This is a genomic window from Streptomyces minutiscleroticus (assembly GCF_014650875.1).
In the GTDB taxonomy this organism is placed as follows: Bacteria; Actinomycetota; Actinomycetes; order Streptomycetales; family Streptomycetaceae; genus Streptomyces; species Streptomyces minutiscleroticus.
Genome location: NZ_BMVU01000003.1, coordinates 214205 through 240995 on the forward strand (window position 1 = coordinate 214205; position 26791 = coordinate 240995).

24 protein-coding genes are annotated in these 26791 nt (G+C 74.1%); 12 read left to right on the forward strand and 12 right to left on the reverse strand.

Features of this window, described 5'->3' with window-relative positions; genetic code table 11:
* Nucleotides 1-319: 319 nt before the first annotated feature.
* The 3 genes from IE271_RS06195 to IE271_RS06205 all read right to left on the reverse strand — a co-directional run bounded on the left by IE271_RS06195 (nt 320) and on the right by IE271_RS06205 (nt 2919).
* Nucleotides 320-1480: an oxygenase MpaB family protein gene (locus tag IE271_RS06195; protein ID WP_190189156.1), complete on the reverse strand. Its 1161-nt coding sequence runs from the start codon at nt 1478-1480 to the stop codon at nt 320-322.
* A gap of 109 nt (nt 1481-1589) precedes the next feature.
* Complete coding sequence (locus IE271_RS06200) at nt 1590-2642, reverse strand: polyprenyl synthetase family protein (protein ID WP_190189324.1); 1053 nt, start codon at nt 2640-2642, stop codon at nt 1590-1592.
* Complete coding sequence (locus tag IE271_RS06205) at nt 2635-2919, reverse strand: polyprenyl synthetase (RefSeq protein WP_190189157.1); 285 nt, start codon at nt 2917-2919, stop codon at nt 2635-2637. The genes IE271_RS06200 and IE271_RS06205 overlap by 8 nt, the downstream gene beginning before the upstream one ends.
* Before the next feature lie 177 nt (nt 2920-3096).
* Here IE271_RS06205 and IE271_RS06210 point away from each other — a divergent pair, with 177 nt between their 5' ends.
* Complete coding sequence (locus IE271_RS06210) at nt 3097-3552, forward strand: ankyrin repeat domain-containing protein (RefSeq protein ID WP_190189158.1); 456 nt, start codon at nt 3097-3099, stop codon at nt 3550-3552.
* Nucleotides 3553-3636: 84 nt separating this feature from the next.
* On the opposite strand, the gene IE271_RS06215 is transcribed toward IE271_RS06210, so the two are convergent.
* The 5 genes from IE271_RS06215 to IE271_RS06235 are packed head-to-tail and all read right to left on the reverse strand — an operon-like array spanning nt 3637 to nt 8874.
* Nucleotides 3637-4347 (reverse strand): ABC transporter ATP-binding protein, encoded by a 711-nt coding sequence (locus IE271_RS06215; protein ID WP_190189159.1) that lies wholly within the window; start codon nt 4345-4347, stop codon nt 3637-3639.
* The gene (locus IE271_RS06220) at nt 4340-5362 is read right to left on the reverse strand and encodes an oligopeptide/dipeptide ABC transporter ATP-binding protein (RefSeq protein ID WP_373308729.1); all 1023 of its coding nucleotides are present in this window, start codon (nt 5360-5362) and stop codon (nt 4340-4342) included. Before IE271_RS06220 ends, IE271_RS06215 begins: the two co-directional genes overlap by 8 nt.
* A 35-nt stretch (nt 5363-5397) precedes the next feature.
* On the reverse strand, nt 5398-6285 hold the full coding sequence (locus IE271_RS06225; protein WP_190189160.1) for an ABC transporter permease: 888 nt from the start codon (nt 6283-6285) through the stop codon (nt 5398-5400).
* The gene (locus IE271_RS06230; protein WP_190189161.1) at nt 6275-7243 is read right to left on the reverse strand and encodes an ABC transporter permease; all 969 of its coding nucleotides are present in this window, start codon (nt 7241-7243) and stop codon (nt 6275-6277) included. The genes IE271_RS06225 and IE271_RS06230 overlap by 11 nt, the downstream gene beginning before the upstream one ends.
* A 44-nt stretch (nt 7244-7287) precedes the next feature.
* The gene (locus tag IE271_RS06235) at nt 7288-8874 is read right to left on the reverse strand and encodes an ABC transporter substrate-binding protein (protein ID WP_190189162.1); all 1587 of its coding nucleotides are present in this window, start codon (nt 8872-8874) and stop codon (nt 7288-7290) included.
* Between the two features lie 293 nt (nt 8875-9167).
* Between IE271_RS06235 and IE271_RS06240 the strand changes: the two genes are divergently transcribed.
* The gene (locus tag IE271_RS06240) at nt 9168-10058 is read left to right on the forward strand and encodes a helix-turn-helix domain-containing protein (protein WP_190189163.1); all 891 of its coding nucleotides are present in this window, start codon (nt 9168-9170) and stop codon (nt 10056-10058) included.
* A 241-nt stretch (nt 10059-10299) separates the two neighbouring features.
* On the opposite strand, the gene IE271_RS06245 is transcribed toward IE271_RS06240, so the two are convergent.
* Both IE271_RS06245 and IE271_RS06250 read right to left on the reverse strand, forming a co-directional pair.
* Nucleotides 10300-10767 carry a VOC family protein gene (locus tag IE271_RS06245; protein WP_190189164.1) on the reverse strand — a complete coding sequence of 156 codons (468 nt, stop codon included), beginning with the start codon at nt 10765-10767 and terminating at the stop codon, nt 10300-10302.
* Nucleotides 10768-10970: 203 nt separating this feature from the next.
* Nucleotides 10971-11984, reverse strand: a complete 1014-nt coding sequence (locus tag IE271_RS06250) for a LacI family DNA-binding transcriptional regulator (protein WP_190189165.1) — start codon at nt 11982-11984, stop codon at nt 10971-10973.
* 117 nt (nt 11985-12101) lie between these two features.
* Here IE271_RS06250 and IE271_RS06255 point away from each other — a divergent pair, with 117 nt between their 5' ends.
* From IE271_RS06255 to IE271_RS06270, 4 genes are all read left to right on the forward strand, one after another.
* Complete coding sequence (locus tag IE271_RS06255) at nt 12102-12953, forward strand: phytanoyl-CoA dioxygenase family protein (protein WP_190189166.1); 852 nt, start codon at nt 12102-12104, stop codon at nt 12951-12953.
* Nucleotides 12946-14364 (forward strand): sugar porter family MFS transporter, encoded by a 1419-nt coding sequence (locus tag IE271_RS06260; protein WP_190189167.1) that lies wholly within the window; start codon nt 12946-12948, stop codon nt 14362-14364. The genes IE271_RS06255 and IE271_RS06260 overlap by 8 nt, the downstream gene beginning before the upstream one ends.
* Nucleotides 14365-15051: 687 nt before the next feature.
* Complete coding sequence (locus IE271_RS06265; protein ID WP_190189168.1) at nt 15052-15522, forward strand: GNAT family N-acetyltransferase; 471 nt, start codon at nt 15052-15054, stop codon at nt 15520-15522.
* Nucleotides 15523-15827: 305 nt separating this feature from the next.
* Nucleotides 15828-16634 (forward strand): hypothetical protein, encoded by an 807-nt coding sequence (locus tag IE271_RS06270; protein WP_190189169.1) that lies wholly within the window; start codon nt 15828-15830, stop codon nt 16632-16634.
* A 505-nt stretch (nt 16635-17139) separates the two neighbouring features.
* On the opposite strand, the gene IE271_RS06275 is transcribed toward IE271_RS06270, so the two are convergent.
* Nucleotides 17140-19179, reverse strand: a complete 2040-nt coding sequence (locus IE271_RS06275) for an FAD/NAD(P)-binding protein (RefSeq protein WP_190189170.1) — start codon at nt 19177-19179, stop codon at nt 17140-17142.
* Entirely contained in the window at nt 19176-20195 is a 1020-nt protein-coding gene (locus IE271_RS06280) for an amino acid ABC transporter permease (protein ID WP_190189171.1), read from the reverse strand. Before IE271_RS06280 ends, IE271_RS06275 begins: the two co-directional genes overlap by 4 nt.
* A 663-nt stretch (nt 20196-20858) precedes the next feature.
* On the opposite strand from IE271_RS06280, the gene IE271_RS06285 reads away from it, so the two are divergent.
* The 6 genes from IE271_RS06285 to IE271_RS06310 are packed head-to-tail and all read left to right on the forward strand — an operon-like array spanning nt 20859 to nt 26781.
* The gene (locus IE271_RS06285) at nt 20859-21992 is read left to right on the forward strand and encodes an LLM class flavin-dependent oxidoreductase (protein ID WP_190189172.1); all 1134 of its coding nucleotides are present in this window, start codon (nt 20859-20861) and stop codon (nt 21990-21992) included.
* A complete protein-coding gene (locus tag IE271_RS06290) occupies nt 21989-22603 on the forward strand; it encodes a GNAT family N-acetyltransferase (protein WP_373308722.1) in 615 nt (204 codons plus the stop codon). The genes IE271_RS06285 and IE271_RS06290 overlap by 4 nt, the downstream gene beginning before the upstream one ends.
* A 20-nt stretch (nt 22604-22623) precedes the next feature.
* Nucleotides 22624-23652 (forward strand): amino acid ABC transporter permease, encoded by a 1029-nt coding sequence (locus IE271_RS06295; RefSeq protein ID WP_190189173.1) that lies wholly within the window; start codon nt 22624-22626, stop codon nt 23650-23652.
* Nucleotides 23649-24413, forward strand: coding sequence for an amino acid ABC transporter ATP-binding protein (locus tag IE271_RS06300; protein ID WP_308435159.1), 765 nt, complete (start codon nt 23649-23651; stop codon nt 24411-24413). The genes IE271_RS06295 and IE271_RS06300 overlap by 4 nt, the downstream gene beginning before the upstream one ends.
* 38 nt (nt 24414-24451) lie before the next feature.
* On the forward strand, nt 24452-25432 hold the full coding sequence (locus IE271_RS06305; protein ID WP_190189174.1) for an ABC transporter substrate-binding protein: 981 nt from the start codon (nt 24452-24454) through the stop codon (nt 25430-25432).
* Between the two features lie 56 nt (nt 25433-25488).
* Complete coding sequence (locus IE271_RS06310; RefSeq protein ID WP_190189175.1) at nt 25489-26781, forward strand: sulfite oxidase; 1293 nt, start codon at nt 25489-25491, stop codon at nt 26779-26781.
* Nucleotides 26782-26791: the final 10 nt, after the last annotated feature.

A 26791-nucleotide genomic window follows, 5' to 3' on the forward strand; every position in this document is an offset into this window, starting at 1 on the left:
AGATCTTTCCCACGCTTTCCGAAGGCCGGGGCCGGGGACCGGACGGGCTTGCTCCACGTGGCCTCTTTGGCGTGAACGCGCCACTATGGCAAAGGAATTGCACGAGGTCCAGAGGGAGATCGTGCCATGCCATGCCATGCCGTGTCGGCCGGTGCCACTGTGTACGACGGGACCGCACGCGCACGACACGGTGGGACCACACGCGTGTGCACGGCACAGTGGGACCGCACGCGCACGCGCACGGCGGGACGGTGACGCGGGCAGGGCCGCGTCACCGGGAGGCCGCAGGCGCGGGGACCGGCACGCGCAGGGGCCGGTGTCAGGAGACGGTGGCCGCGGGCGGGGTCCAGCGGTGGGTGCGGGGCACGCCGCCGTCCACGCCGTAGTCCTTCTTCAGCTGCTCGGGGATGGCGTAGTGCATCACCCGGCCGCGGGTGAGCGAGGACAGTTCGAGGACGGTGGTGAGGTGGCCCAGGCGGTCCAGGGCCCAGGCGCCCAGGGGCGAGCGGTCCTCGATCGTCTCCAGCACCCCCAGCAGGTGGGGGACGGCCCTGACGACGGTGTCCCACGGCGTGCGCGGCACCTCCAGCCAGTCGGCGCAGGTGTCGCCGACGAGGTGGCGGATCAGGGCGGAGACGACGGGGTCGAAGAAGGTGCCGGGGACGACCTCCTCGTACAGGTCGATCAGTTGCCGCGTCAGGTGCGCGCCCTCGGGGCTGGGGCCCATGTGGCGCAGCATGTAGAGGTCGAGGAAGTGCCGTGCCTCCTCCAGGGTCCTGGGCACGGCGTCCTGGTCGACGCCGAGGATCGCGCCGACCACGCGCCAGGCGTAGTAGTAGGCCTCGGCGCCCTCGGTGCTCATGTGGATGCCGAGCCGGTGCAGGCTGTCCAGGACGAGCAGGGAGAAGAACATCTGCCCGCCGATCATGTCCTCCTGGCAGATCGGCACGCCGAGCGTGCCGCTGTCCCAGCGGTCCTCCCGTTCCAGATGGTGGCGGATGGAGGCGTGCAGCAGGCGGACCTTCTGGGCGGCGGGGACGAAGCGGCCGCCGGCCTCGAACGCGTCCGGCTGCATGAGGTGGACGGTGAACTGCCCGGTCTCCGCCATCCGCTTCGAGGGGTACTCCAGCCCGTGGGTGGCCGACAGCAGCTTCGCCACGTGGGGGACGAGGTAGCAGGCGGGCATGGCGGCGAAGGACAGGGCGGTGGAGATGTGGACGTTGTTGTCGATGAAGAACAGCCGGGCCTTCTCCATCTCGGCCCAGTCCACCCAGGCCGGCGGCACGGCGGTCGCCTCCAGGTACTCGCGTGCCACGGCGGGCAGCCCGCGGGGGAGCTCCTGGCCCGAGGTGGAGACGTAGCGCATCAGCGCGTTGAACGTGCCGACCTCCCCCCGCTCGAAGAGGGTGGCGACGACAGCGTCGGCCAGTTCGTCCCCGCCGGCGCGCAGCGCGTCCATCGAGGCGTCGGTGTAGGTCATGACGGGACCGTCCTTGCTTCTGCGTGCGCCGGCCGCGGGCACCGGGGGCGCGGCCACGGCCGCGGGGCGAACGGGGTGGAAAAGAGGGGGCGGGTGCCACGAGGGCGGGTCAGTGGAGGCGGTCGGTGGCCGAGGAGGCCAGTGCGGCGAGCGCGTGCCGCGTGCGAGGCGGCAGATCCAGCTCGTCCAGGGCCCGGGTGGCCTCCTCCACCCGTGCGCCGATCATTCGCTCGATCCGCTCCGGGGCCCCCACGTCGCGCATCAGCGCACGCACACGTGTCAGGTCGCCCTCGTCCAGATCGCGCCGGCCCAGCACGAGGCGCAGCCGCTCGCGCTGCGCGGCGTCGGCCGCCTTCCACGTCTCGGCGAGCAGGGCGGTGGGCCGGTGGGCCCGGATGTCGTCCAGGCTCGCCTTGCCGGTGCGGTCCGGGTCGCCGAACAGGCCGAGCAGGTCGTCGCGCAGCTGGAAGGCCTCGCCCAGCGGCAGCCCGTAGGCGGAGAGCCCCTGCCGCAGCCGCGGCGCGGCGCCGGCCAGCAGGCCGCCCATCAACAAGGGCTGCTCGACGGTGTACTTGGCGGTCTTGTAGCGGAGCACCCGCAGGGAGACCTCCGTGTCCGGGCGGGTGCCGGTGTGCAGGATCTCCAGGCACTCGCCCGCGATCAGCTCCCGGGCCAGCGCCGCCCACAGCGGGCGGGCGCGGGCCAGGTAGGCGGCGGGCAGCCCGCTGGTGGCGAACAACTGTCCCGCCAACGACATCAGCAAGTCCCCGACCAGCAGGGCCAGGGAGCGGGCGGCGTGCCGGGCGTCGGGCCGCCCCCGCAACGGCACCCGCAGGGCGTGGTGCGCGGTGGGCAGGCCGTGGCGCAGGGGGCTGTCGTCGATGAGGTCGTCGTGGACGACCGCCGCGGCGTGCACCAGCTCCATGGAGGCGGCGGCGCGCAGCAGGGCCTCGCTGTCGGGCTGGCCGGCCGCGCGCCAGCCCCAGTGGCAGAACGCCGCCCGCAGCCGTTTGCCGTGCCCGGCCGCGCGCCGGACCTGTTCGGCCACCGGCGCGAGGTCGGGGTCGACGGCCAGCAGGTGCTCGCCCTCCTCGGCCAGGAAGCCGCGCAGGACGCCGTCGACGCGCTCCTTGAAGGCCGCGGGGTCCCACCGGTCAGACATCGTCACCCGTCGCGGTCTGCCGGGCGAGCACGTGCCGGGCGAGTACCTCCAGGTGGGCCGGTGGTGAGGAGGCGTAGCGGTCCAGGACCAGCCGGCCGCGCGCGGTCAGGTCCCGCTCCGCGTCCCGGGCGAGGTCGGCGGTGTCGGAGCGGCGCAGCAGCCCGCGCACCGAGCCGATCGCCGACCCCACCGTGTCGAGTGCGAGACCGGCCAGTCCGGCCAGCAGGAGAACGGGCCGTTCGCCCGGGCCCGGGTCATGGTGCGATGCGTGCGGCACAACCCTCCACCTCTCAGGTCCAGTACGGAGCACAGTGCCGATACGTGACACTGTGCTCCCAGCATGGCGGCACGCACCCGGGCGGAGATCGGCGATTCCCGTATCGGATGACACGGCAGAACACACGTGGGATAACCGGAGGCGGTGGCGGGCCGGCCGGCCGTAGCATGGCCCACCGTGAAGCGGCGACAGCAGAAGAACCTCTCCCGTCATCTCTTCGAAGCGACGCTGTCGGGTGACGCCGCCCGGGTGAGGGCGCTCCTGCGGGCCGGAGCGGACCCGGAGCGAAGGTACGGCGACGGCTCCACCCCGCTCTACTTCGCGTCCGTGCAGGGAGAGGCCGAGGTCGCACGCCTGCTGATGGAGGCCGGGGCCGCCCCTGACACCGAGAGCGGCGAAGACGGCTCGCAGGGCACACCGTTGTGCGCGGCCGCGTGCTGGGGACACACCGGGACGGTGCGCGAGCTGTTGGCGCACGGCGCCGACCCGAACCTCCGCGAGGACCACGGAACAGGTCTGTCCCCTCTGGAATGGGCCGAGCACGGTCCCCACCCCGGGACCGCCGGACTGCTCACGGCAGCGGGAGCGGAGCCCGCGAGGAGACCGTCCGACGGCTCACGGCCCGGTCGTTGACCCGTTGCCCCCCTGCGCCGACGAGGGCGTCACGAGCTCTCCTTCGGCGACGAGGGCGTCACGCGCCCTCCACCGGTGACGGTGTCACGAGCCATCCGTCACCGGCGACGGTGTCACGAGCCCTTCCTCACCGGCGACGGCGTCGGACAGGTCGTCCCAGTGGACGGTGCGGTCGCACCAGCGGTGCAGGAGCGTGTGGTCGTGGCCGACGGCGAGGAGGCCCGCGCCGGTGGCGGCGCGGTAGTCCTCGACGGCCGCGACCAGCGCGGCGGTGGTGGACGCGTCGAGCATGGCGGTCATCTCGTCGCAGATCAGCCAGCGCGGCCGCAGGACGAGGGCGCGGGCGAGGCAGGCACGCTGCAACTGCCCGTCGCTGACCTCGTGGGGCCGCCGGCCCAGCAGGTCCCGGGTCAGGCCGACGGCCGCGGCCAGCTCGGGGACCCGCCGCGGTGCCTCCTCGCGGCGTCCGGTGGCGCGCAGCGGTTCGGCGATCAGGTCCGCGAGCCGCAGGCGCGGGTCGGCGGAGAGCCGTGGCTGCTGGAAGACGACGCCGACGGCGGTGCGTTGCGCGCGCGGGGCGCGGTGGCGCCAGCGCCGTACGGGCTCGCCGTCGAGCACCAGGGTGCCGGCGTCGGGGCGGTGCAGCAGGGCGGCGACGCGGGCGAGGGTGGACTTGCCGCAGCCGCTGGGACCGAGCAGACCGACGGCCTCACCGGGGGCGACGGCCAGGGAGACACCGTGGACGACCGGGGCCTTCCTGGCGTACCCGGCGGTGACGGAGCGCAGCTCAAGCACGGATGTCCTCCGTGGACGACGCGGTGGGGGAGGGCGCCTCGCCGTCGTCCCCCGGCAGGGGGTGGTGGCAGGCGAGCCCGCCGACCGTGGCCGGCAGGGCGGCGCACGCGGCGGAGGCGCGCGGGCAGCGCGGCGCGAAGGCGCAGCCCTCGGGCAGGTCGCCGAGTTCGGGCGGCATGCCGGGCACGGGGGCGAAGGCCCGGTCGGGCAGGGCCTGGAGCAGGCCGCGGCTGTACGGGTGGCGGGGGCCCGGCGTGCCGAAGAAGGAGGCGGCGTCGGCCAGTTCGACGAGGCGGCCGGCGTACATGACGGCGACCCGGTCGGCGACGCGCTCGGCGGCCGCCAGGTCGTGGGTGATCATCAGCAGGCCGCGTCCGGTCCCGCCCGCGGCGTCCGGGGCGTCGACGTGGCGGCGCAGTTCGTCGACGGTGCGGTCCACCAGGGCGCGGTCGAGGCCGGTGGTCGGTTCGTCGGCGAGCAGCAGGGGCGCGTCGCCGACGAGGGCGAGCGCGGTGGCGGCGCGCTGGGCGAGGCCGCCGGAGAGTTCGTGCGGGTAGCGGTCGAGGTGGTCGGCGGGGAAGGCGGCGCGGTCGGCGGCGGCCCGGGCCGCCGCGCGCACGGCGGCGCGGCCGCGCACCCCGGTCAGCGCGGAGACCGTCTCCTGCGTCTGGGAGCGGACGGTGCGCACGGGGGTGAGGTGGGCGGCGGGGCTCTGCGGTACGAGGCCGACGAGGCGGCCGCGTACCGTGCGGGAGAGGGTCCTCTCGTCGGCGGCGAGCAGGTCGAGGTCGCCGAGCAGGGCCCTGCCCGCGGTCCGGGCGTTGGCGGGGAGCAGGCCGAGGAGGGCGGAGGCAAGGACGGACTTGCCGCAGCCGCTCTCGCCGATCAGGGCCAGGCATTCGCCGGCCGCCACGTCGAAGTGCGCGTCGGTGACGGCGGCGACGCGGCGCCCGCCGGGCATGAGGAAGCGCACCGACAGCCCGCGCACCGACAGGACGGGGGTCCGTCCGGGCACGGCCGCGGCCTCGCTCGACGGTGGTGCGGGGGCGGTCACAGCATCAGCTCCGATCGGCGGCGGGGGTTGAGCCTCTCCCGCCAGGCCCCGGCGAGCCCGGCGACGGCGAGGGTGGGGACGATGATGAACAGGCCGGGGAACAGGGTCGGCCACCAGTGCCCGGCGAGCAGCGAACCCCGCGCACCCTGCACCAGGTTGCCGAGGCTCGCCATGTGGGCGGGCAGTCCGAGGCCGAGGAAGGACAGGGCCGACTCGTGCCACATGGCGTGCGGCACCATCAGGGTGGCGGCGATCGCGGCCTGCGGTGCCACGGCGGGCAGCAGGTGCCGTACCGCGACCCGCCGCCGTGAGGCGCCCCCGGAGACGGCGGCGTCGATGTACGGGCGGGAGCGCAGCGAGAGCACCTCGGCGCGCACGATGCGGGCGGTCGACAGCCAGTGGGTGGACGCGACCGAGACCGCCACCGGCACGACGCCCGGCCGGAACAGGGCGACGACGAAGATGCCGAGCAGCAGGTGCGGCACGGACGACAGGGTGTCGACCACCCGCATCACGGCCCGGTCGGCCCAGCCGCCCAGCGCCCCGGCGGCGGCCCCGACGGCGGTGCCCACCACGGCCGCCACGAGCGCCGCCACCAGGCCGACGAGCAGGGAGACCCGCAGCCCGTAGACGCAGCGCAGCAGCAGGTCGCGGCCGAGGTCGTCGGTGCCGAACGGGTGCGCCCAGCTGGGCGGTCGCAGCTTGGCGGCGAGGTCCACGGCCTGCTGGTCGAGCTGGGCCAGCGGCGGCACGAGGAGCACCGCGAGCACGGTCACGGCCACCAGCGCGGCGCAGACGCGGACCCGCACCGCGCGGGTGGAGCGGCGTCGCGTACCGTACGACCGCCACACGGTGGGTTCGGCGGCGGGAGCGTCACATGTCACGGAACTTCACCCTCGGGTCGAACAGGCCGTAGAGCAGGTCGGCGAGCAGGTTGCCGGCCAGGACGGCGGCGGTGGCCAGCACGGTCAGCGCGGCGAGCAGCGGGAAGTCGACGGCGGTGGCCGCCTCCACGGTGGCCGCGGCGACGCCCGGCCAGCTGAACACGGTCTCCACCAGCAGGGCGCCGGTGATGAGTTCGGGCACGCGGGACCCGATCAGGGTCAGCACCGGCAGCAGGCCGGAGCGCAGCGCGTGGCCGAGCAGCACGGTGCGCTCGCTCAGCCCCCGCGCGCGGGCGCCGCGCACGGGGTCCTCCGCGAGCGCGTCGCCGACGCCCTGACGGACGTAGAGGACGAACCAGGGGAGCTGGGAGACGGCCAGCACACCGGCGGGGAGGACGAGGTGGCGCGCCACCTGCCCCGCCGTCACCTGTTCGCTGGCCGTGTCGGTGAGGCCGCCGGCCGGGAGCACGCCGAGCTGGAGGGCGAACAGCCAGACGGCGAGCAGGCCGAGCCAGAAGGCCGGCGCGGCCTCCAGGGTGTACGACAGCGAGGTCACCGTCCGGTCGAGCGGCGAGCCGGGGCGGCGGGCGGCGAGCACGCCGAGCACCGTGCCGAGCACCACGGCCGCCACGAGGGCGACCGCGCACAGCAGCGTCGACCACACGACCCGCTCGCCGATGACCTGGGCGACCGGCTGCCGCATCACCGCCGACCGCCCCAGGTCGCCGGTGGACGCCGAGGCCAGCCACTCCCACCAGCGGGCGGTGAAGGGCTCGTCCGCACCCAGGTTGTCCCGCAGCCGGTCGAGGGTCTCCTGGTCGGCGGCGAGGGCGGCCGTGCCCGCGTACGCCTTGACGGGGTCGAAGGGGGAGGCGGCGGCGATCGCGAACACACCGAAGGTGACGACGAGGAGGACGGGGACGGCGAACAGCAGCCGCCGCCCCGCCAGGCGTGCCATCGCTCCCCAGGGCAGTGACCTGGGCAGCGGCCGGGGAAGGAGGCTCACTTCTTGGGCTGCCAGTCCTCGAGGTTCCACCACGGGCCGCTGCCGAAGCCGTGCTCGTGCGGTTCCACCTGCGTGGTCAGTCCCTCCCAGCGGTCGGCCAGCACGTAGGTGTGGTCGACGTGGGTGAGGTAGGTGGTGCCGGGGTCCTTCACCAGTTCGCGCTGGACCGTGTCGTAGGCGGCCTCGCGGTCCGCGCGGTCCTGGCTGCGGCGGGCCTCGTCGAGCGCCTCGTCGACCGCGGGGTTGTCGTAACGGCCCATGTTGTTGTAGCCGTCGCCGGCGAGGGAGGAGTGCAGCGTGCGGTAGAGGGTGAAGTCGGGGTCGCCCGTGCTGCCGCCGCCCGCGAGGACCGCGTCGTCGCCCATGCGCGGCTCGATGACCTCCCAGGTGGCGCTCTCCACCGTCACCTCGATGCCTGCCTTCTTCGCGTCGGAGGCGTAGGCGAGGGCGTGGTCCTGGCGGAGCTTGTCGCCCGCGGGGTAGAGGAGGGTGAAGGCCGCCCGCCGTCCGTCCTTGGCCCGTACGCCGTCCGCGCCGGCCTTCCAGCCCGCCCGGTCCAGGATCTCCTTCGCCCCGGCCAGGTCGTGCTTGCGCTCGATGCCCTGCGCGAACCAGGGGTCGTCGACGGGCAGCGGTCCGTACGCCGGGCGGCCCGCACCGTCGAGGATCCGCTCCACCATGGCCTCGCGGTCCACGGCGGCGTCGAGGGCCCGCCGGATCGCGCGGTCGCCCGTGACCTCGTTGCCCGTGGGAAGGGTGACGGCGCGGAAGTCGTAGGTCTTCGCGTCGTACCTCACCTTCCCCTTGTCGCCCTCGAACGTCGCGGCGAGGGCGGGCGTGAGGATCGCACCGTCGAGGTCGCCCGAGCGCAGCCGGGTGGCGCGCACGTCGTCGTCCTCGATGATCGCCACGGTCACCTTCTGGACCTCCGGCGCGCCGCCCCAGTAGTCGGGGTTGGCCTCGAAGGTGAGCTTCTCGCCCTTGCTCCAGCCGGTGAGGACGTACGGTCCGGTGCCGACGGGCTGCGTGTTGAAGGAGCCGGTGTTGGGGTCCTGCTTCCCCACGATGTGCTCCGGGACGACGGGCAGCGTGGTGCGTGCGGCGAACGGCGCGTACGGGTACTTGAGGGTGAAGACGACCTTGTCGTCGCCGTCCGCCCGCACCTCCTCGACGGCGTCCAGTTCGTTGCGGAAGGTGTTGTTCGTCTTCGGGTCGAGGGCGGTCCGGTAGGTGAAGACGACGTCCTCGGCGGTCAGCGGCTCGCCGTCGCTGAACTCCACCCCGTCGCGCAGGCGGTAGGTGTACGTGCGCCCGCCGTCGCCGACCTCGGGCAGGGCGGTCGCGAGCGCGGGGGTCAGCCGGCCGTCGGCGCCCCGGGCGAGGAGCCCGTCGAAGATCTTCGAGTTGCCGTCCTTGCCGTAGCCGAGCAGCGGGCTGAGGGTGTCCGGTTCGTTGGCCACACCGATCACGACGGAGTCGGCGGCCCCCTCGTCCCCCGTGCCGCCGCCGGGCGCCGAGCAGGCGGTGACACCGCCGAGCACCGCCGCCGCGGCGGCGATTCTCCGTATCCGCCGGACCGTCATGGATCTCACACCCTTGCTGCAGTAGAGACGTTGTTGCGCATAGTTTGCAGCAAGGTGCTACCCGGGTCGTCCCCGGGTCAGTCCACCGTCTTCGCCCGGGGCGCGGCGCGGCGGCATCGGCACGACACCGGGGAGGGGCGGTCGCATGACACACCGTCATGTGGCCGGATCGGGTGGCGCGCCGGCGCCCGGGCGTACGGCATCGCCCGATCCGGTGGAAGCGCCGGGTGCGCGGCGGAGAGAATGACGCCGGTCCTGGCCGCCGGGATCCGGTCCGCACCGTCGGAGGAACGATGCACTCTTCGGAGCTCTCGGACTTTCTGCGCTCGCGCCGTGCGGCACTGACCCCGCAGGACGTCGGGCTGCCGTGGCGTTCCGGCGCGCGACGCGTCAAAGGACTGCGCCGCGAGGAGCTGGCGCTCCTCGCGGGCGTGAGCGCGGACTACTACACCCGCCTGGAACAGGGCAGGGCGAAGAACGTCTCCGCGCAGGTGCTGTCCGCCGTGGCCGACGCGCTGCGGCTCACCGGGCTCGAACGGCGGCACCTGTTCTCGATGGCCCGGCCGGGACTGGTGCCGGACGGGCCGCGCAGGGCCCCCGCTCTCCGGGCGCGGCCCGCCGTGCGGATGATGATGGACGCCCTGGACCCGACGCCGGTCATGCTGCACGGTCCCCGGCTGGAGGCGATCGCCGCCAACCGGATGGGCAGGGTCCTCATCGACGACTTCGACGCGATGCCCGCGGCCGAGCGCAACCTGGCGCGGTGGATGTTCCTCGACCCCCGCGCCCGCACGGTGTATCCGGACTGGGAGGAGATCGCCGCCCAGACGGTGGCCGTCCTGCGGGTCGCGGCCGGGGAGGAGCCGGATCCGGCGCTCACCGGCCTGGTGGGCGAACTGTCCTCGCGCAGCGACGACTTCGCCCGGGTCTGGGCCGAGTACCGGGTCTTCCGGCACACGCACGGCAGGAAGCGGTTCCACCACGAGGCGGTCGGCACCATGACGCTCAACTACGAGTCGCTGGCGCTGTCCGCCGACCCGGGTCTGTCGCTGCTCGTCTACACCGCGGACACCGGCTCGCCCTCGGAGGAGAAGCTGCGCATCCTGTCCGGCCGGGCCGAGGAGCGGAACGCGCGGGCGCCCGCGGACCTCACCGGCGCGGAGAAGGCGCAGGGGGCGCCGTAGGAGCACACGGTCGGCCGCGGGCGCAGGGAGCGGAACCGGTCGCGGCCGGCCGGCTTCCGGACAGGCGCCTGCCGGGCGGTGTGCTGCCCGGGACCGCAGGAGGCGCCGGCGACGGACCGAGTGGTCGGCATGCGGACTCCGGACGGGAGAGCACGGAGTGAGTGCCGAAGGCTGCGCGGGCACGGGCTCCGAGGAGATCCGAGGGCCCGGCCGGGAGGGCTTCCGTGGTGGTGCGGACGGGTCAGGCCCGGGCGCCGGGCAGCCTCTGCGACAGTTCGATCATGTTGCCCCACGGGTCGCGGAAGAACGCCAGGCGGCGGCTGATCTCCTCGATCTCGAAGGGCTCGCCGACGAGGTCGACCCCGCGAGCGGCGAGTTCGGCGCACGCCTTGTCGACGTCGTCGACGTGGAGGCAGAGGTGCTGGTACCCGCCGTGCCCCAGACCGGCGCCCAGGTCGTCGAGGACCTCGTTGGGATGGGGCACCGGCCCCGCCAGCAGCTCCAGGTGGAAGTCGTCGTCGGCGGCCGGACTGAGGCAGGCGAGCCTCAGCTCGCCGTAGGGCCACTCCTGCACCACCCGGAAGTCGAGCTTCTCGGTGTACCAGGACCTGGCCGCCTCGTGGTCGGGAACGCGGACACCCACGTGGTGCCCGCGGAAGGAGGCGAACGGGCTCGCGGGGTTCTTCGGGGGATCGGCGGGCATGGGCATCGCGGTCTCCTGGGCGTCGGGGCGGCCGCGGCGGAGGGGTTCCGGCCCGCGGCCCGGCCCGGTGCGGGCCGTGGCACCAGCCAACGCCGTCCGCCGGGCCGGTTCCATACGCTGCCCGGCCCCGTCCGGCCTGGTTCCGGCAGACCCAGGTTCGCTGTGGCCCCGAACGGGCAGGGGCGTTCGGCGCAACCGCCGAGAGGCCGTCAGGAAGCGTGCGAGCTGGCGCGGATCTCCAGGCGGTGGGGCACCACGATGTCCAGGGGCGGCACGCCCGCGGCGGGGCTGTAGATGCGGTCGGCCAGGCACTGCAGGGCGCGCTCGGCGATCTGCCGCTTGTCGGGGGCCACGGTGGTCAGGGCCGGGTTGGCGTAGAGGGCGTCCTCGATGCCGTCGAAGCCCACCACGGCCAGGTCCCGCGGGACGCGCAGGCCGTGCCGGTGCGCGGTGTGCAGTGCGCCGAGGGCGAGTTCGTCGCTGAAGGCGAAGACGGCGTCCGGCCGCACACCGTCCTCCAGCAGGGCGGTCATGGCCTCCGCCCCGTCGCTGCGGTGGAGGGTGGTGACCGTCCGCTCCAGCCGGGGGTCCGGCTCGATGCCCGCGCGGCGCAGCGCGGTGCGGTAGCCCTCCAGGCGCTGGTGGGCGGTGCCGTTGCGCAGATGAGGCTGGAGGCCGACCGCGGCGATGCGGCGGCGTCCGGTGCCGATCAGGTGGGTCGTGGCCTCGTCGGCGGCGAGCACGTTGTCGACGGCCACGCGGTCGGCGAGTCCGTGCGGGTGCCGCTCGCCCAGGAGGACGACCGGCACGCTGCGCGCCTGCGCGGTGAGCTCCTCGGGGCTGAGCGACCAGGGGCTGATGATGAGTCCGTCCACCAGGCGGCCCCCGGTGCCGTCGAGCAGTCTGCGCTCGGCGTCGGGGTCGCCGAAGGTCTGGTCGATGACGACGGTCCACGAGCGCTGCCGGGCGGCCTCGACGATCAGGCCCGCCAGCTCCCCGAAGTAGGGGGAGTGCAGTTCGGGGATGGCCAGGCCGATCAGGCCGGTGCGGCCCGCCCGCAGATTGCGGGCGGCGAGGTTGGGGCGGTAGCCCAGTTCGTCCAGGGCCCGCTGCACCCTGGCCCGGGTCTCCTCGGCGACGGACGCCGATCCGCTCACCACGTTCGACACGGTCCGTATCGACACGCCGGCGAGGGCTGCCACGTCCTTCAGGCGACTGCTCACGGTGGTCATCTTCGCACGCGCCGACAACGGACGGCCAGAATCCCCGGCAGGGTATTGCAACGTTGCATTCATCGATGCAACATGAGGGTCGTCCGATGCAGCGCAAGGAGGCGCGACATGACCACGCACGCATACCCCGGCATCACCCCGGCGGCCCTGGACGTCGACGTGACGCAGGACGTCCGGAACCTGTACGAGGACGGCATCACGGCGCGCAAGGGCGCCTTCTCCGTCGAGTGGGCCGACCGGCTGCGGGAGGACGTCGACGTCGCCTTCGAGGAGGCGCTGTCCCGCCCGGGCGGCGCCGTGGGGCGCGGCCCCAACCGCTACTACGTCGAGATCCACCCCGAGCAGATCAGGGGCTTCGTGGAGCTGGTCGACCACCCCTGGGTGCGCTCCGTGTGCACGGCCGTGCTCGGCCCCGACTACCGCATCGTGGAGCTCGGCTTCGACGTGCCGCTCGAGGGCGCCGTCAACCAGCCCTGGCACCGCGACTTCCCCATGCCGGAGGAGACCCGCCGCGAGCGGCGGCTGACCTCGCTCGCCTTCAACGTGACCACGGTCGACACCGAGGAGGACATGGGCCCCTTCGAGATAGCGCCGGGCACGCAGTGGGACGACAGCCCCGAGTTCGACCACGGCATGTTCCCGCCCAGGGACCACTACGACCGCTACCTCGGCCGCGCGGTGCGCAAGTACCCCAAGCGCGGTGACATCTCCGCCAGGACCGCCCTGACCATCCACCGCGGCACCACCAACGAGTCGGCCAAGCCCCGCCCCGTCCTCGTCCTCGGCGTGGACGGACCGGAGGCCGGCAACGCCGACCGGCACGACACCGCGGTGACGCGCGCGTACTGGGACGCCCTGCCCGAGCGCGTGCGCCGGCACCTCGACTGCCCCGTGGTGGACGAGCTGGTCCCCGTCACGCAGAAGCACACCATCGAGGGTCTGGTCATGGGCGATGCCTGAGCTGACCGCCGTCCCCGCCTCCGCGGACACGGCACGCACCACCGTCCGGCAGCCGCCCCAGGTCTACGCGGTGGCGGCCGTCTCCGCCCTGGGCGGCCTGCTCTTCGGCTACGACACGGGCATCATCTCCGGTGCCCTGCTCCACCTGCGCCACGACCTCCACCTGTCCTCGCGGCAGCAGGAGATCGTCGTGAGCGTCATCCTGGTGGGCGCGATGATCGGCGCACTGGTCTCCGGGCGCCTCGCCGTCCGCCACGGACGGCGCCGGGTGGTGCTGTGGGTGGCCGTGGTCTTCGCCGCGGGCGCCCTGGCGGCCGCCGTCGCACCCGGCACCGGCACACTGATCGCGGCGCGCTTCGTCCTCGGCCTCGCCGTGGGCGGCGCCTCCAACATGGTGCCGGTCTACATCGCCGAGGTGGCGCCCCCCGCCATCCGCGGCCGTCTCATGGTGCTGTTCCAGCTCATGGTCGCCATCGGCCAGCTGATCTCGTACCTGTGCGGCTGGCTCCTCAACGGAAGCGGCGGCTGGCGTCTGATGTTCGGCCTGGCCGTCATTCCCGCGGCCGTCCTGGCGATCGGCATGCTCAAGCTGCCCGAGAGCCCCCGGTGGCTGGTCGAGCACGGGCACCTCGACACCGCGCACGCGGTGCTGAGCAGGCTGCGGCCCGCCGGGTACGACGTCGCCGCGGAGATCGCGAGCATCGGCGAGGTGTCCGCGGCAGCGCCCCGCGCGGACCGGCGCGCGCTGCTGCGGCCGTGGCTGCGGCCCGCCCTGGTGGTCGCCCTCGGCGTGGCCGCGTTCTCCCAGCTCACAGGCATCAACGCCGTGGTCTACTACGCGCCCACGATCCTGTCCGACGCCGGGTTCGGCGAGTCGGTCGCGCTGATCACCGGCGTGGGCGTCGGGGCGATGCTCGTGGTGGCCGGCGTCGTGGGGGCGATCGCGGTGGACGCGCTGGGCCGGCGGCGCACGATGCTGTGGTTCGTACCGCTGTCCGGTCTGGCCATGGCCGTGCTCGGCGTCGCCTTCCTGGCCGGCGACTCACCGGTCCAGCGGTGGACCGTCGTCCTGTCGCTGCTCGCGTACATCCTGTTCAACGGCATCGGCATGCAGTCCGTGGTGTGGCTGATCGCCCCGGAGATCCTCCCGCTCTCCGTGCGGGGACCGGCCACCAGCCTGGCCACGCTCAGCGTCTGGGGCTTCGACCTGCTGATCGCCGTCACGGCACTCAGCGCGATCAACGCCATCGGCCGCTCCGGTACCTTCTTCGTGTACGCCGCCATGAACGCGCTCTGCGTGCTGTTCGTCCTGTTCAAGGTGCCCGAGACGCGCAACCGCTCCCTGGAGGACATCGAGCGCGCACTGCGGGCCCCGGGCTCGCTGCGGCGCAACCTCGCCCGGTCCTCCTGAGCAGCGGCCCGGCGGCCGGCGGGGCGCGGTCGTCCGCGCCGGTGGCCGCCGGCCGGTCGTCGGCCGCCCCGGTGAGAGGGCCGACAGGGCGTGACGAAAAGGCCGGCCCGGCGCACACAGCGCCGGGCCGGCCTTTCGCCGCCCCGCCCTCCGGTGAGGGAACCCGCGGCTGCCGGTCCGTCGTCGGCCGCCCGGCCGTCAGGACTCCACGCCACAGCGTCGCGCGATCGCCTTGAGGCGTTCGGGCTCGCGCTCCGCCGCGGCCGGGTGGGCCAGGTCGAGGGCCATCTCGGCGCGTCCGGCACTCCGCCGACTCTCCTGTCGGGCCGTCCCGGCGTGGACGACAGCGGCACACCATAGGACGAGGGGCGGGCTCACCGCCTGCGCATTACGCCGTGGACCGCTTCGGCCGGGCGGGGGCGGCCCGCGCCCGGTCCTGCCGCGGGACCGGGAAGCCGCGCGCTTTGGCGGCCGGGCCGGCCGTTCCGCCGGGCGCGGCCGCCGACGCGGTACTTCAGCGCCGGTCTCCGCCTCGACGTGACGCCTCAGTGCCCGATCGCCGCCCCGGCGCGGTGGAGCGGTGTCCGATCCGCGTCCCGTGCCCGGTCACGTCCGGCCGGGCGCGCACGCGTTCGCGGTGCCGGAAAAGCGTTTGCCCTCCCGGCCCGTGTCCTCAAGGCTTCACGCATGGCCGCCTCACCCCGCCTGGAGAAGATCACGCCCGGCAACCTCGACGCCGCGATCGCCCTGAAGGTGCGTTCCGACCAGGAACACCTGGTCGCCCCGGTCGTCAAGTCCCTCGCCGAGGCGTACGTGCATCCAGGCGTCGCCTGGCCCCGGCTCATCGTCGACGGCGACCGGCCCGTGGGCTTCCTGATGGCCTTCTTCGACATCGACTTCGCCGGCGACGGCACCGGCACCGACATCCGCTCGGGCCTGTGGCGCCTGAACATCGCGGCCGGCGAGCAGGGCCGCGGCTACGGACGCTTCGCGGTCCGGGCCGTGGCCGCGGAGATCCGCCGGCGCGGCGGCACCCGTCTGACGGCCACCTGGCACCCCGGCGAGGACGGCCCCGAGAAGTTCTACCTCGGACTCGGATTCCGGCTGACCGGGGAGATGAGCGGGGACCAGCGCGTCGGCGAACTGGAACTGGCCTGAAGCGGACTCCGCCTGGTTCCGGCCATGGGTCTGCGCCGGTGACGGCGGGCGCCCGCCGTGCTTGACCTGCGCGGAAGTGCGCGAACGGGTGCGGCCCCGAGGAACCGCCCCGGCCGTTCCGTACTTTCACGCCAATCGGTGTTCGCTACACAGGTGTTGAGGTGTCCGCGTTCTGTCACGGCGGTGTCGTGATGCGCGGACGTGTCTGGTGACCGGGCCCCGGGGTGGGGCATGGTCTTCCCACAGCGGCTCACAGGCCGCGGACCACCACACTCACTCCACCGTCCCGAGAGGGTCTCTTCATCATGATCTCGCTGCGTGCCCGTACCGTCCTCGTCGCCGCCGCCGTCGTGGCGGGCGCACTGTCGACGGCGGCCTGCCAGAACGACGACACCGCTCGGGGCGCCGCCCAGGACGGCACGGCGAGCGTGCAGGCCGCCGCCGACAAGGACGGGGTCGGCGGCACGTTCGCCGGCGGTCAGGTGACCTACCTGGCGCCGGGCAAGTACACGGTCACCACCCGCGGCAGGACGCAGCAGTTCTGGCTGGCCGAGGACACAAAGATCTGGGGTGCCGGGAGGATCTGCGGCGACGCCGGCGGCCAGGCGGCGAGCGAGTGCACCGAGGCGGAGCTGGAGAAGGCGGCCAAGGCCGGCGCGGTGCCCGCGGACGTCGTGATGGAGGACGGCAGGGCGGTGACCGTCACCGAGCGGCCCGCCGCCGACGGCGGTGGCGGGGACGGTTCGTCCGGCTCAGGTGACGGCTCGTCGTCGGACGGCGGGAACGGTTCGTCCTCCGGCGACGGCTCGCCGTCGGGCGGCGGAGCGGACACCGGCGAGGGCAAGGGCGTCAGCGGCACCTGGCTGGGCACGGTGTCGTACCTGGCTCCGGGGAAGTACACGGTGTCGGACCTGAAGGACACCGAGCAGCAGTTCTGGCTGGGCGAGGACACCGAGATCTGGGGTGCCGGCGGGATCTGCGGCGACGCCGACGGGCAGGCCGCGCAGGCGTGCACGGAGGCCGAACTGGAGACGGCCGCGAAGGCGGGCACCCTCGCGGCCGAGGTGCGGATCAGCGACGGGATCGCCACCCGCATCACCGAGGAGCGGTGAGGCGTCGGGCGGTGAACGGGTCCCAGCAGTGGTGGAAAGGGCGGTGTGTGCAGGAAGGCGCCGGTGACGGTGGCGCCACCGGCCCACCAGCCGAAGCGGGCGCCGGGCCAGAGACCGGCCCCGGTGTTCCCGGACACGGTGAGCAGGACGGACGAGCGTGCCGGATCCCCGGTCAGCAGCGCGTCCGTGGCCTCGCGGAACGTCTCGACATCGTCGGTCACATGCCACGCCACGGCTCATGATGCTGCGTCCGGTCCCGCGTACGCACACCGTTTTTCCACCGGCACACCGTCTCCCGGACACCAGGTCCGGCCGCTGCCCCGGGCCGGGCGTCCGAGGAGGCCGTCCGCGACCCGATGCCGACGACCACCCGCGTGACCTGCCGGCACGCTACGCGGCTGGGCCGGAACCGTGGCCGCGGGACGGGCCGGGCGCGCCGGCGCGGGCGGTCCGCCGCCTCCCCGTTCCGGCAGCGGCGCCCCCACGGTGTGACGCGGCGCCCGGCTCAGGTCGGGAGGCGGACAAAGCCGTGACCGGAGCCCGGCGGTGCCGCCGACCGCGTCCGCCCGCCGAGGGTCCGCAGCAGCGCACGGGCCACCGCGTCGTTCTGGCGGAACGCCGGGGCGTCGGTGCGCGGGCGGGCGAAGGCCGCCACGGCACGGGTGTTGGTGGGGGCGCCGAGGGCGATGCGGCGGGGGTGCCGGCCGCCGAGCAGCGGGTCGACGACGTGGCCGTCCGCGGGGGAGACGGCGAGGAGGCCGGAACGGTGGGTGTGGGCCGGGTCGGTCACGACCTCCTCGGCCAGCTCACCGGCGCGGTACAGGCTCCGCAGGAGCGGGTCCGCGGTCCGGTCGAGGGAGGGCCTGGGCAGGTACGCCTCGATCAGGGCGGTGGCGTGGACGGTGTGACCGGGAAGGGTGGGACTGGTCGCGGTGAACGTGCCGGTGGCCTCGTCCGTGTCCACGCGCAGGTCCGCGCCGGTGAAGCGGACGATTCCCGCCCGGGACAGGGCCAGCAGCTGGCGCAGCCGGAAACCGGGCGGCCCGGAGGCCAGGAAGCTGAAGAAGCCGTGCCACCAGCCGTCGAGGTCGTGGGCGAGGGAGCGGGCGGTGAGGCGGCCCGCGGCGACGAGGCGGGGCAGGTGGCCGTAGACGGAGAGCAGGGCGAGGAACGCCCCCAGGTCGGCGCTGTGTTCCGGGTCCTCGCGGCGGGCGACGTCCCGTGCGACGTAGGCGCGCAGATGTTCCTGGAAGGCGTGCGGCGTGGCGAAGGACAGACCTTCCAGGGGGCGGTCGAGGGCCTCGAAGTCGAGCCGGTCCGCCGGGTCGGGCACGGCCTCGGCGATCAGTGCCGTCATGGCGTCGGAGTACCAGTCCAGCCGGTCGTAGGCGGCGGCGAAGTCCGGCCAGGGCAGGGCCGTGCGCCCGGGGTGGCCGTGGAACAGCTCGTGGTAGTGGCCGAAGCCGATCTCCTTGGCCATCAGCGGCCACACGTCCCGGCGCAGGTCCAGCGGGCGGCCCTCGGCGAGCAGTGCGTCGATCGCCGCCGGGCCGAAGTGGCGGGGCAGCGGCGGCGTGGGGCCCTGGAGCCGGTAGCGGGTCTTGGAGTGGTAGGGCACCCCGCGCCGCGACCCGACGTGGAGGACGGGCTCCCGGCCGGACGGCAGGTAGGTGAGGGTGCCGTCGTGCCCGGTGCGGTAGGCGCCGCCGCGGCCCTCGGTGAGCAGCGCCACCAGGTCGACGAAGGCCAGGCCGAGGCCGCGCACCAGGACGTGTTCACCGGGCCGCAGCGCCGACAGGTCGGCGTCGGCGGAGAACTCCGGCGGAAGGTGGAAGCGGCCGTGGCGGCGCGCGAAGGCGGCGTGCGCGCGGTGCTCGGGCGCGGGGGCCGCGCCCAGGTGTCCCTGGGCGAGCACCACCAGGTCGGCGGTGAGCGGGGCGGCGCGGCCGGCCAGGCGCACCTGCTGCGGCCCGTCCGCGGGGCCGGTGACGGCCGTCGCGGTGGTGCGGTGCCACTCGACGGTGACCGAGGGCGGCAGGTCCGCCAGTGCACGACGGAACACCCAGGTCAGGTAGGCGCTCTGGGCGCGCCGGGTGGGGAAGTCGGTGCCGCTGAGCGTCCGCAGTTCGGCCAGCACTTCGGGGTCGGCGAGCACGTCGGGGCCGGCGGCCGGCGGGGCCTCCCCCTGGCCGGGCGGGGCCGGGAGCCCGGGGGAGAGGGGCGTGCGGTGCGGGTCCGGTGCGGAGAACCGGGCGGCCCACTCGGCCAGCGAGGGCCCCGGGCGGACCGGGCCGTCGACGGTGGACGTCTCGTCGGTGAACATGGTGACGTCCTCCGCCATGGAGTTCATGCGCAGCAGTGGGGACTGCTCGTGCCGCCATATCCTCCCGGGGCCCGGCGGGTACGGGTCGACCAGGTGGATGTGCAGCTCTCGCCCCTCGGGCCACAGTTCGGGGGCGTTGGCGGCGATGCGCTCCAGCAGGCCCGTGGCGCGCGGTCCCGCGCCCACGACGACCAGGGTGGCCGGGGAGGGGCCGCCGCTCACCGGTCACCGCCGGCCGAGGGGCGGGCGCCGTCGGCCGCCGCGGCCGGCCGGACGCGCAGGGCGGCCAGGCGGGTGCGCAGGCGTTGCAGCGGGGTGGGCGGCAGACTGCGCGCGGCGCCCCGGGCGTAGTACCGCTCGACGTGATACTGGGCGGCGGTCAGGACGGTGGTGACCGCGACGTACCAGAGGGTGGCGACCAGCAGCAGCGGGATGACCTGGTAGGTCTGGTTGTAGACCAGCTGGACCGAGAACAGCAGGTCGTGCACGGCCAGCACGCTGACGATGCTCGTGCCCTTGAGGGTGCCGATCAGCATGTTGCCCGCGGTCGGCACGATGGAGCGCATCGCCTGCGGGACGACGATCCGGCGCAGCGTGCGCCACCTGCTCAGACCGAGCGCCTGGGCGGCCTCGGTCTGCCCGGCGTCCACGGAGAGGATGCCGCCGCGCACCACCTCGGCGGCGTAGGCGGCCTCGTGCAGGGTCAGGCCGATGACGGCGGTCAGGGTCGGGCCGAACAGGTCGACCGTCTGCACGGTGGCGAACTGCGGGCCGAACGGGACGCCGACCCCGAGCGTGGGGTAGAGGGCGCCGATGTTGAACCAGAACAGCAGCTGCACGAGCAACGGTGTGGACCGGAAGATCCACACGTAGCCCCAGCCCAGTGTGCGCAGCACCGCGTTGGCGGAGAGCCGCATCACGGCCAGCACGGTGCCGAGCAGGAAGCCGAGCACCATCACCGCGGCCGTGAGCCACAGTGTCAGCAGCAGCCCGCTCAGCACGGCGGACGTGGTGAGGTAGCGGCCCACCACGTCCCATCCGAAGGCGTCGTTGCGCACGACGGAGTTGAGCACCATCGCGAGGACCAGCAGCGCGACGGCGGCGGCCAGCAGGCGCCCGGGGTGCCGGCGCGGCACGATCCGCGGCGTCCTGTCGGCGGAGGCACGAGAGGTACCGGGTGGTTCAGGACGCCCGGCCTTGCCGGCGCCGGGAACGGTGGTACGGGAGGACGTGGTCATCGGAAGGCTCTCCGGGCAGGGGACGCGGGCGTGGCGGAGCACCCGGGGCACCGTGTGGGGAGCGCCGCGTGAGCGGGCGCCCGTACGGTGCGGCCGGGATCCGGTGTCGTCACACTCGCCGCGTCCCTCAACGCGGCCGGAGGGGGCCGCCGCGCACGGCGGCCCGGTCCGCTGCCGATCGTAAACGCACGCCGCACGGACGTGTCAACAACGCGATCGGACCGGCCGGTTGGGGCGGTCCGGTATGCGAGCGGTTCTTGACGGCGGACGCGATGTCCTGCTCAATTGGTCGCATGAACGCCCAGCAGCGCTTGGTCTCGCGCGATCACATCGACTTCGGTCGGGTGTGGTCCGCCGCGTGTTGCGCCTGACGCGGCAGCGGGCCGTCTGACCGGCCCTTCCCTCCCTCGGTGACCCCGTCGTGGGCCGAGTTCTCCCTTCGCGCCACCGTTGTGCCCGGGTGATGACCCGCGGACGAGGCGGTGCCGCGAGCCCGGACGCGCGCTGCCCTCGCTCCGTCGCTTTCTTCGCCCTCGACGCCCGGCGTCGTCACACCCGTTCCAGCCGGCGACGACCTCCTCGACCGGCCCCCGCCCGCGGCCCGGCCACACGGTGTCCAGCCCTGCCCGTGCGCGGTCCGCGGCCCATCCGAAAGGCCCTTCCATGCCCGTGGAGTTCCTCGGCATAGCAGCCACCAACGACGGCTCGGAGACCGTGACGCGCTCCGGTGCCGCCTTCGACAAGGAGTACACCCTCCGGCTCGCCCGGGCGCACGAGGACCACGGCTGGGACCGGGTGCTGTTCGCCTACGGCTCCGGATCGCCGGACCCGGCTCCGGCCGCCGCGTACGTCGCGAGCCGGCTGGAGCGCCTGCAGATCCTGCTCGCCCACCGGCCCAACGTCTCGTACCCGACCTTCGCGGCGAAGACCTTCGCCACGCTCGACCGGATCAGCGACGGCCGGCTGACGGTCCACTTCATCACCGGCGGCGACGACCACGAGCAGCGCCGTGAGGGCGACACCCTCACCAAGGACGAGCGTTACGCCCGTACGCGCGAGTACATCCAGATCGTCAAGAGGATCTGGACCACGCACGAACCCTTCGACCACGAGGGCGAGCACTACCGCTTCCACGACTTCGTCAGCGACGTCTTCCCCGTCCAGCAGCCCCGCCCGGACGTGTCGTTCGGCGGTTCGTCGCCCGCCGCCTACGCGGCCGGGGGAGCCGAGGCCGACGTCTACTGCCTGTGGGGCGAGCCGCTGGAGAGGACCGCCGAGCAGATCGAGGCCGTGAGGGCCGCCGCGCGGGCGGCGGGCCGGACCGACGCGCCGCGCATCCAGGTGGCGTTCCGCCCGATCATCGCCCCGACCGAGGAGCTGGCCTGGGAGAAGGCCCGGCGCACGGTCGGCGCCATCCGGGAACGGCGCGAGGCCGGCCTCGTACGTCACCACCGCCGCCGCACGGGCGCCCCCGAGAACACCGGCTCGCAGCGGCTGATCGAGATCGCCGGGGCGGGGGAGCGCTACGACCGCGCCCTGTGGACGGCGACCGCCGCGGCCACCGGGGGAGCGGGCAACTCCAACGCGCTGGTCGGCACGCCGGAGACGGTCGCCCAGGCCCTGCTGGACTACTACGACCTCGGCGTGGACATCCTCTCCGCCCGCGGCTACGACCTGCTGGGCGACGCGATCGACTTCGGCCGGCACGTGATCCCGATCGTCCGCGAGGAGGTCGCCAGGCGCGACGCCGAGCAGGCCGCGCGCGGATCGCGGACCCTCACGGCGGTGGGGGAGTGAGCACCGTCCCGCGCACACCGCTGCGGGAGCCGGCGGTCGTCCACGTCCCCGTCTCCGATCCGCGCGTCGGGCCCCTGCTGCGCGAGCTCGGTGACGAGTACTCCGCGCGCTACGGCAAGGACGCGCACACCGAGCTGGCCCGCTATCCGGACGAGGAGTTCACCGAGCCGTACGGCGGCCTGCTCCTCCTGCTCCTGGAGGACGGGGAGCCCGTGGCGGGCGGGGCCTTCCGCCGGTACGACGGGAACACCGCCGAGCTGAAGAGGATCTGGACGCACTCCGCCCACCGCCGGCGGGGGCTGGCCCGCCGTGTCGTCGCCGAACTGGAGCGCGAGGCGGCCGCCCGCGGCTACCGGAGGATCTTCCTGACCACCGGGCCGCGCCAGCCCGAGGCCCGCGGCCTGTACCTGGCCACCGGCTACACACCGCTGTTCGACCTGGAGGCCGCCCCCGAGACCGTCGGCCCGCTGCCCTTCGAGAAGCACCTCACCGTCCCCGCGCGTCCGTACGCCCCGGCCGGGGGCGGCACGTACGGCGGGGCCCCCGGTGAGCGGGGCACCCGCGACGCCGCGACCGGCGCGCCGAGAACCGATCCGCCCGAGCACGAGTGACCCGTAGGCAGGACGCCACGATGGACCTCACCACCGGCCCCGCCGCGACGCCGCCCGGAGCGGCCGCGCCGGGCGCCGGCCCCGAAGCCCCGCCCGTACCGGACGACCCGGCCGCCCTCCGGGTCGTCCCGGCCCGCCACTACGCCCGATGGGCCGCGGCCGCCGCCGTGGCCGTGCTGGTCGCCCAGTTCGCGCACGGCCTGGCCACCAACCCCGTCTGGGAGTGGGACGTCTTCCGCGCCTACGTCCTGTCCGAGACCATCGTCCAGGCGGTGTGGGTGACGCTCCAGCTCACCGCCTACGCCACCGTGCTGGGCTTCCTCCTCGGCACGGTCCTGGCCTTCATGCGGCTGTCGCGCAGCCCGGTGCTGCAGACCGTCGCCTGGACCTACGTCTGGGTCTTCCGCTCCATCCCGATGATCGTCCAGCTGGTGTTCTGGTTCAACCTGAGCGCCCTGTACGAGGAGCTGGGCGTCGGCATCCCCTTCGGACCGGTGTTCTGGTCCGTCGACAGCAACAGCCTCATCGGCACCATCGGGGCGGCCGTCATCGGACTGACGCTCCATCAGGCCGCCTACGCCGCCGAGGTCGTCCGCGGCGGAGTCGTCGCCGTCGACCACGGGCAGCTGGAGGCCGCCGCCGCGCTGGGCATCCCGCGCCTGCGGCAGATCCGCCGCATCGTGCTGCCGCAGGCCATGCGCGCCATCCTGCCCACGGCCGGCAACGAGATCGTCGGCCTGCTCAAGGGCACCTCGGTGGTCTACGTGATGTCCATCGGCGAACTCTTCTACCAGGCACAGGTCATCTACGGGCGCAACGGCCGGGTGATCCCGCTGCTGCTGGTCGCCACCGCCTGGTACGTGGTGCTCACCTCCCTGCTGTCGGTCGCGCAGTACTACGTGGAACGCCGCTTCGCCCGGGGCGCCGACCGCACCCCGCCGCCCACCCCGCTCCGGCGCGCCCGGCAGTTCGTCCGCACCCTGCGCGGCGCGGCGGCGCAGCGCGACCGGTCCGTCGTACCTCTGAGGTTCCTGGGAGACAGCCGATGAGCGAGGTGATGGTGGACGTCCACGGCGTCCGCAAGAGTTTCGGCCCGCTGGAGGTGCTGCGCGGCGTCGACCTGCGGGTCCGCGCCGGCGAGGTCGCCGTCGTCCTCGGGCCGTCCGGCTCCGGCAAGTCCACGCTGCTGCGCACCGTCAACCACCTGGAGAAGGTCGACGGCGGCTGGGTCAGCGTCGACGGCGAGCTGATCGGCTACCGCCGCGCCGGCGACCGGCTGTACGAGCTGAAGGAGAAGGAGGTCCTCAGGCAGCGCACCCGCATCGGGTTCGTCTTCCAGGACTTCAACCTCTTCCCGCACCTGACCGTGGTGGAGAACCTCGTCGAGGCTCCCGTCTCCGCGCTGCGCCGCCCGCGCGCGCAGGCGGAGGAGACGGCCCGCCGGCTGCTGGAGCGGGTCGGGCTCGCCGACAAGGCCGACGCCTACCCGCGGCAGCTCTCCGGCGGCCAGCAGCAGCGCGTGGCCATCGCCCGCGCGCTCGCCCTGGAACCGAAGGTGCTGCTCTTCGACGAACCCACCTCCGCCCTCGACCCGGAACTGGTCGGCGAGGTCCTCGACGTGATCAAGGATCTGGCCCGTACCGGGACCACCATGATCGTGGTGACCCACGAGATCGGCTTCGCCCGCGAGGTGGCCGACACCGTGGTGTTCATGGACGGCGGCGTCGTCGTGGAGCAGGGACCGCCCGCGGCCGTCCTCGACGCGCCCCGCCACGAGCGCACCCGCGCCTTCCTCTCCAAGGTCCTCTGACCGGCCCCGCCCTCCCCGACCCACGCAAGGAGAACGCCGTGCCCCTCCGCACCCGCCGTACCACCGCAGCCGCGCTCGGACTCGCCTCCGCCCTCGCGCTGGCCGCCTGCGCCGACCCCTCCGACGGCGGGACCACCGAGGTCGCGGCCTCGGCGGGGGCAGGGGCGAGGATCGACCTGAGCCCCGACCAGGACCGCGTCACCACGGACGAGGTGGCCTCCATCGCCGCCCGGGTCCCCGAGCGGATCCGGAAGAGAGGCACCCTGGAGGTCGTCGCCTCGTCCGGCTCCGCCGCGCCGCTGACGTTCCACGCCACCGACAACAGGACCGTCATCGGCGTCGAACCCGACATCGCCCACCTGGTCGCCGACGTCCTCGGTCTCCGGGTGCACCTCAACACCGTCTCCTGGGAGAACATCTTCGTCGGCCTCGACAGCGGCAAGTACGACGTCGGCTTCAGCAACATCACCGTCACCGAGGAACGCAAGGACAAGTACGACTTCGCCACCTACCGCGAGGACAACCTGGCCTTCGAGGCGAGGAAGGGCAGCGGCCTGAAGGTCGCCGGACCCGAGGACGTGGCGGGCAGGACGGTCGCCGTGAGCAGCGGCACCAACCAGGAGAAGCTGCTGGTCGAGTGGAGCGAGGAGAACGAGAGGGCCGGACGGGAGCCGGTGGACGTCAAGTACTACCAGGACGACAGCGACACCTACCTCGCCCTGCAGTCCGGCAGGATCGACCTCTACCTGGGCCCGGGCCCGACCGCCGCCTACCACGTGGCCACCAGCGGCAGGAGCGAGATCGTCGGCACCTGCTCCGGGGCCGGAGCCACCCTCCAGGGCCTGGTCGCGGCCACCACCAAGAAGGACAACGGCCTGGTCGACGCGCTGGCCGCCGCCCTCGACGAGGTCGTCGACAACGGTACGTACGCCAAGGTGCTCAAGCGCTGGGGCCTGTCCGACGAGGCCGTGACCGACTCCGAGATCAACCCGCCCGGCCTGCCCAGGACCGACAAGTAGCCGCCCGGGGGCGTGCCTGCCCGCCTCCGGTCCCCACATCGACGACGAGGAACATCATGTCCGTGTCCGCCGTGCCCCCGCCCCGCCCCGCGGCCCGCCTCGACGAGGCCGCCTACGACCGGCGCAGGCTGCGCCAGTGGCTCGCCGGGGACGCCAGGGCGGACGGGGTCGGCCGCCGCCGTCTGCTCACCCTGCTCGCCGCCACGGCGGCCGCCACCGCGCTCCCCGCGCCACGTCCGGCCCGCGCCGCCGGCACCCCGACGATCGTCAAGGCACTGCCGCCGGAGTGGTTCGTCCGGCGGGGCACCAACGCCGAGACCCGCTGGGAGGCCTTGCGCGCAACCGGCCACCACACCCCCAACGAGCTGTTCTTCGTACGCAACCACACGGCCACCCCCGTTCTGGAGGCGGGCGACTGGCGGCTGCGGCTGTGGGGCAGCGGGCTGCGGGGCGCGCCCGGCGAGGACAGGCCGGTGGAGTTCGGCTACGACGATCTGCGCGCCCTGCCCGCCGTCACCCGGACCGCGTTCGTCGAGTGCGCCGGGAACGGCCGCGGTCACTACACGACCCAGCAGGGCGAGACGGTCACCGGCACCGCGTGGGCACTGGGCGCGATCGGCGTCGCCCGCTGGCGCGGGGCCCGCCTGTCCGACGTGCTGCGCAGGGCGGGGCTGTCCTCCCGCGCGGCGGACGTCCAGCCGCGCGGCCTGGACGCCGAGTACGTCAGCGACGGCGAGAGCCTCGGCCGGGTGCGCCGTCCGCTGCCGCTGGCCAAGGCGCTGGACGACGTCCTGCTCGCGTACGAGATGAACGGCGAGCCCCTGCCGTACGACCACGGGTACCCGGTGCGGGTGCTGGTGCCGTCGTGGGTGGGGATCGCGTCGATCAAGTGGGTCGGCGACATCGAGGTGTCCGCCCAGCCGCTGTTCTCGCCGTGGAACACCACCTTCTACCGGCTGTTCGGCTCCGCCCACCCGCAGGAGGGCAGCGCGCCGCTGACCCGGCAGACGGTCAAGAGCGCCTTCGAGCTGGCGAGCGGCGCCACGTTCCCGGCGGGCCGGGGGCAGGTGCTGCACGGCCGGTCCTGGTCGGGCGCCGGAGCCGTCACGAGGGTCGACGTCAGCACCGACGGCGGGACGAGCTGGCGGCCGGCCCGGCTGCACGACCGCCCCCGGCCCGGCACCTGGACCCGCTGGTCCGTCCCCTGGAAGCCCGGGACACGCGGCGCCACCCACCTCCTGGCCCGCGCCACCGACACGGCGGGCCGCACCCAGCCGGACGCCGCCGTGCCCAACACGCAGGGCTACCTGTTCGACGCGGTGGTACGGCACCCGGTGACCGTGGTCTGACGGCTCAGGG

Excerpts from the sequence above, each read along its gene's own strand:
- IE271_RS06195 (WP_190189156.1), bottom strand. The coding sequence starts at position 1,480 with ATGACCTACACCGACGCCTCGATGGACGCGCTGCGCGCCGGCGGGGAC.
- IE271_RS06200 (WP_190189324.1), bottom strand. The coding sequence starts at position 2,642 with ATGTCTGACCGGTGGGACCCCGCGGCCTTCAAGGAGCGCGTCGACGGC.
- IE271_RS06230 (WP_190189161.1), bottom strand. The coding sequence starts at position 7,243 with ATGGCACGCCTGGCGGGGCGGCGGCTGCTGTTCGCCGTCCCCGTCCTC.
- IE271_RS06235 (WP_190189162.1), bottom strand. The coding sequence starts at position 8,874 with ATGACGGTCCGGCGGATACGGAGAATCGCCGCCGCGGCGGCGGTGCTC.
- IE271_RS06240 (WP_190189163.1), top strand. The coding sequence starts at position 9,168 with ATGCACTCTTCGGAGCTCTCGGACTTTCTGCGCTCGCGCCGTGCGGCA.
- IE271_RS06245 (WP_190189164.1), bottom strand. The coding sequence starts at position 10,767 with ATGCCCATGCCCGCCGATCCCCCGAAGAACCCCGCGAGCCCGTTCGCC.
- IE271_RS06255 (WP_190189166.1), top strand. The coding sequence starts at position 12,102 with ATGACCACGCACGCATACCCCGGCATCACCCCGGCGGCCCTGGACGTC.
- IE271_RS06260 (WP_190189167.1), top strand. The coding sequence starts at position 12,946 with ATGCCTGAGCTGACCGCCGTCCCCGCCTCCGCGGACACGGCACGCACC.
- IE271_RS06265 (WP_190189168.1), top strand. The coding sequence starts at position 15,052 with ATGGCCGCCTCACCCCGCCTGGAGAAGATCACGCCCGGCAACCTCGAC.
- IE271_RS06270 (WP_190189169.1), top strand. The coding sequence starts at position 15,828 with ATGATCTCGCTGCGTGCCCGTACCGTCCTCGTCGCCGCCGCCGTCGTG.
- IE271_RS06280 (WP_190189171.1), bottom strand. The coding sequence starts at position 20,195 with ATGACCACGTCCTCCCGTACCACCGTTCCCGGCGCCGGCAAGGCCGGG.
- IE271_RS06285 (WP_190189172.1), top strand. The coding sequence starts at position 20,859 with ATGCCCGTGGAGTTCCTCGGCATAGCAGCCACCAACGACGGCTCGGAG.
- IE271_RS06295 (WP_190189173.1), top strand. The coding sequence starts at position 22,624 with ATGGACCTCACCACCGGCCCCGCCGCGACGCCGCCCGGAGCGGCCGCG.
- IE271_RS06300 (WP_308435159.1), top strand. The coding sequence starts at position 23,649 with ATGAGCGAGGTGATGGTGGACGTCCACGGCGTCCGCAAGAGTTTCGGC.
- IE271_RS06310 (WP_190189175.1), top strand. The coding sequence starts at position 25,489 with ATGTCCGTGTCCGCCGTGCCCCCGCCCCGCCCCGCGGCCCGCCTCGAC.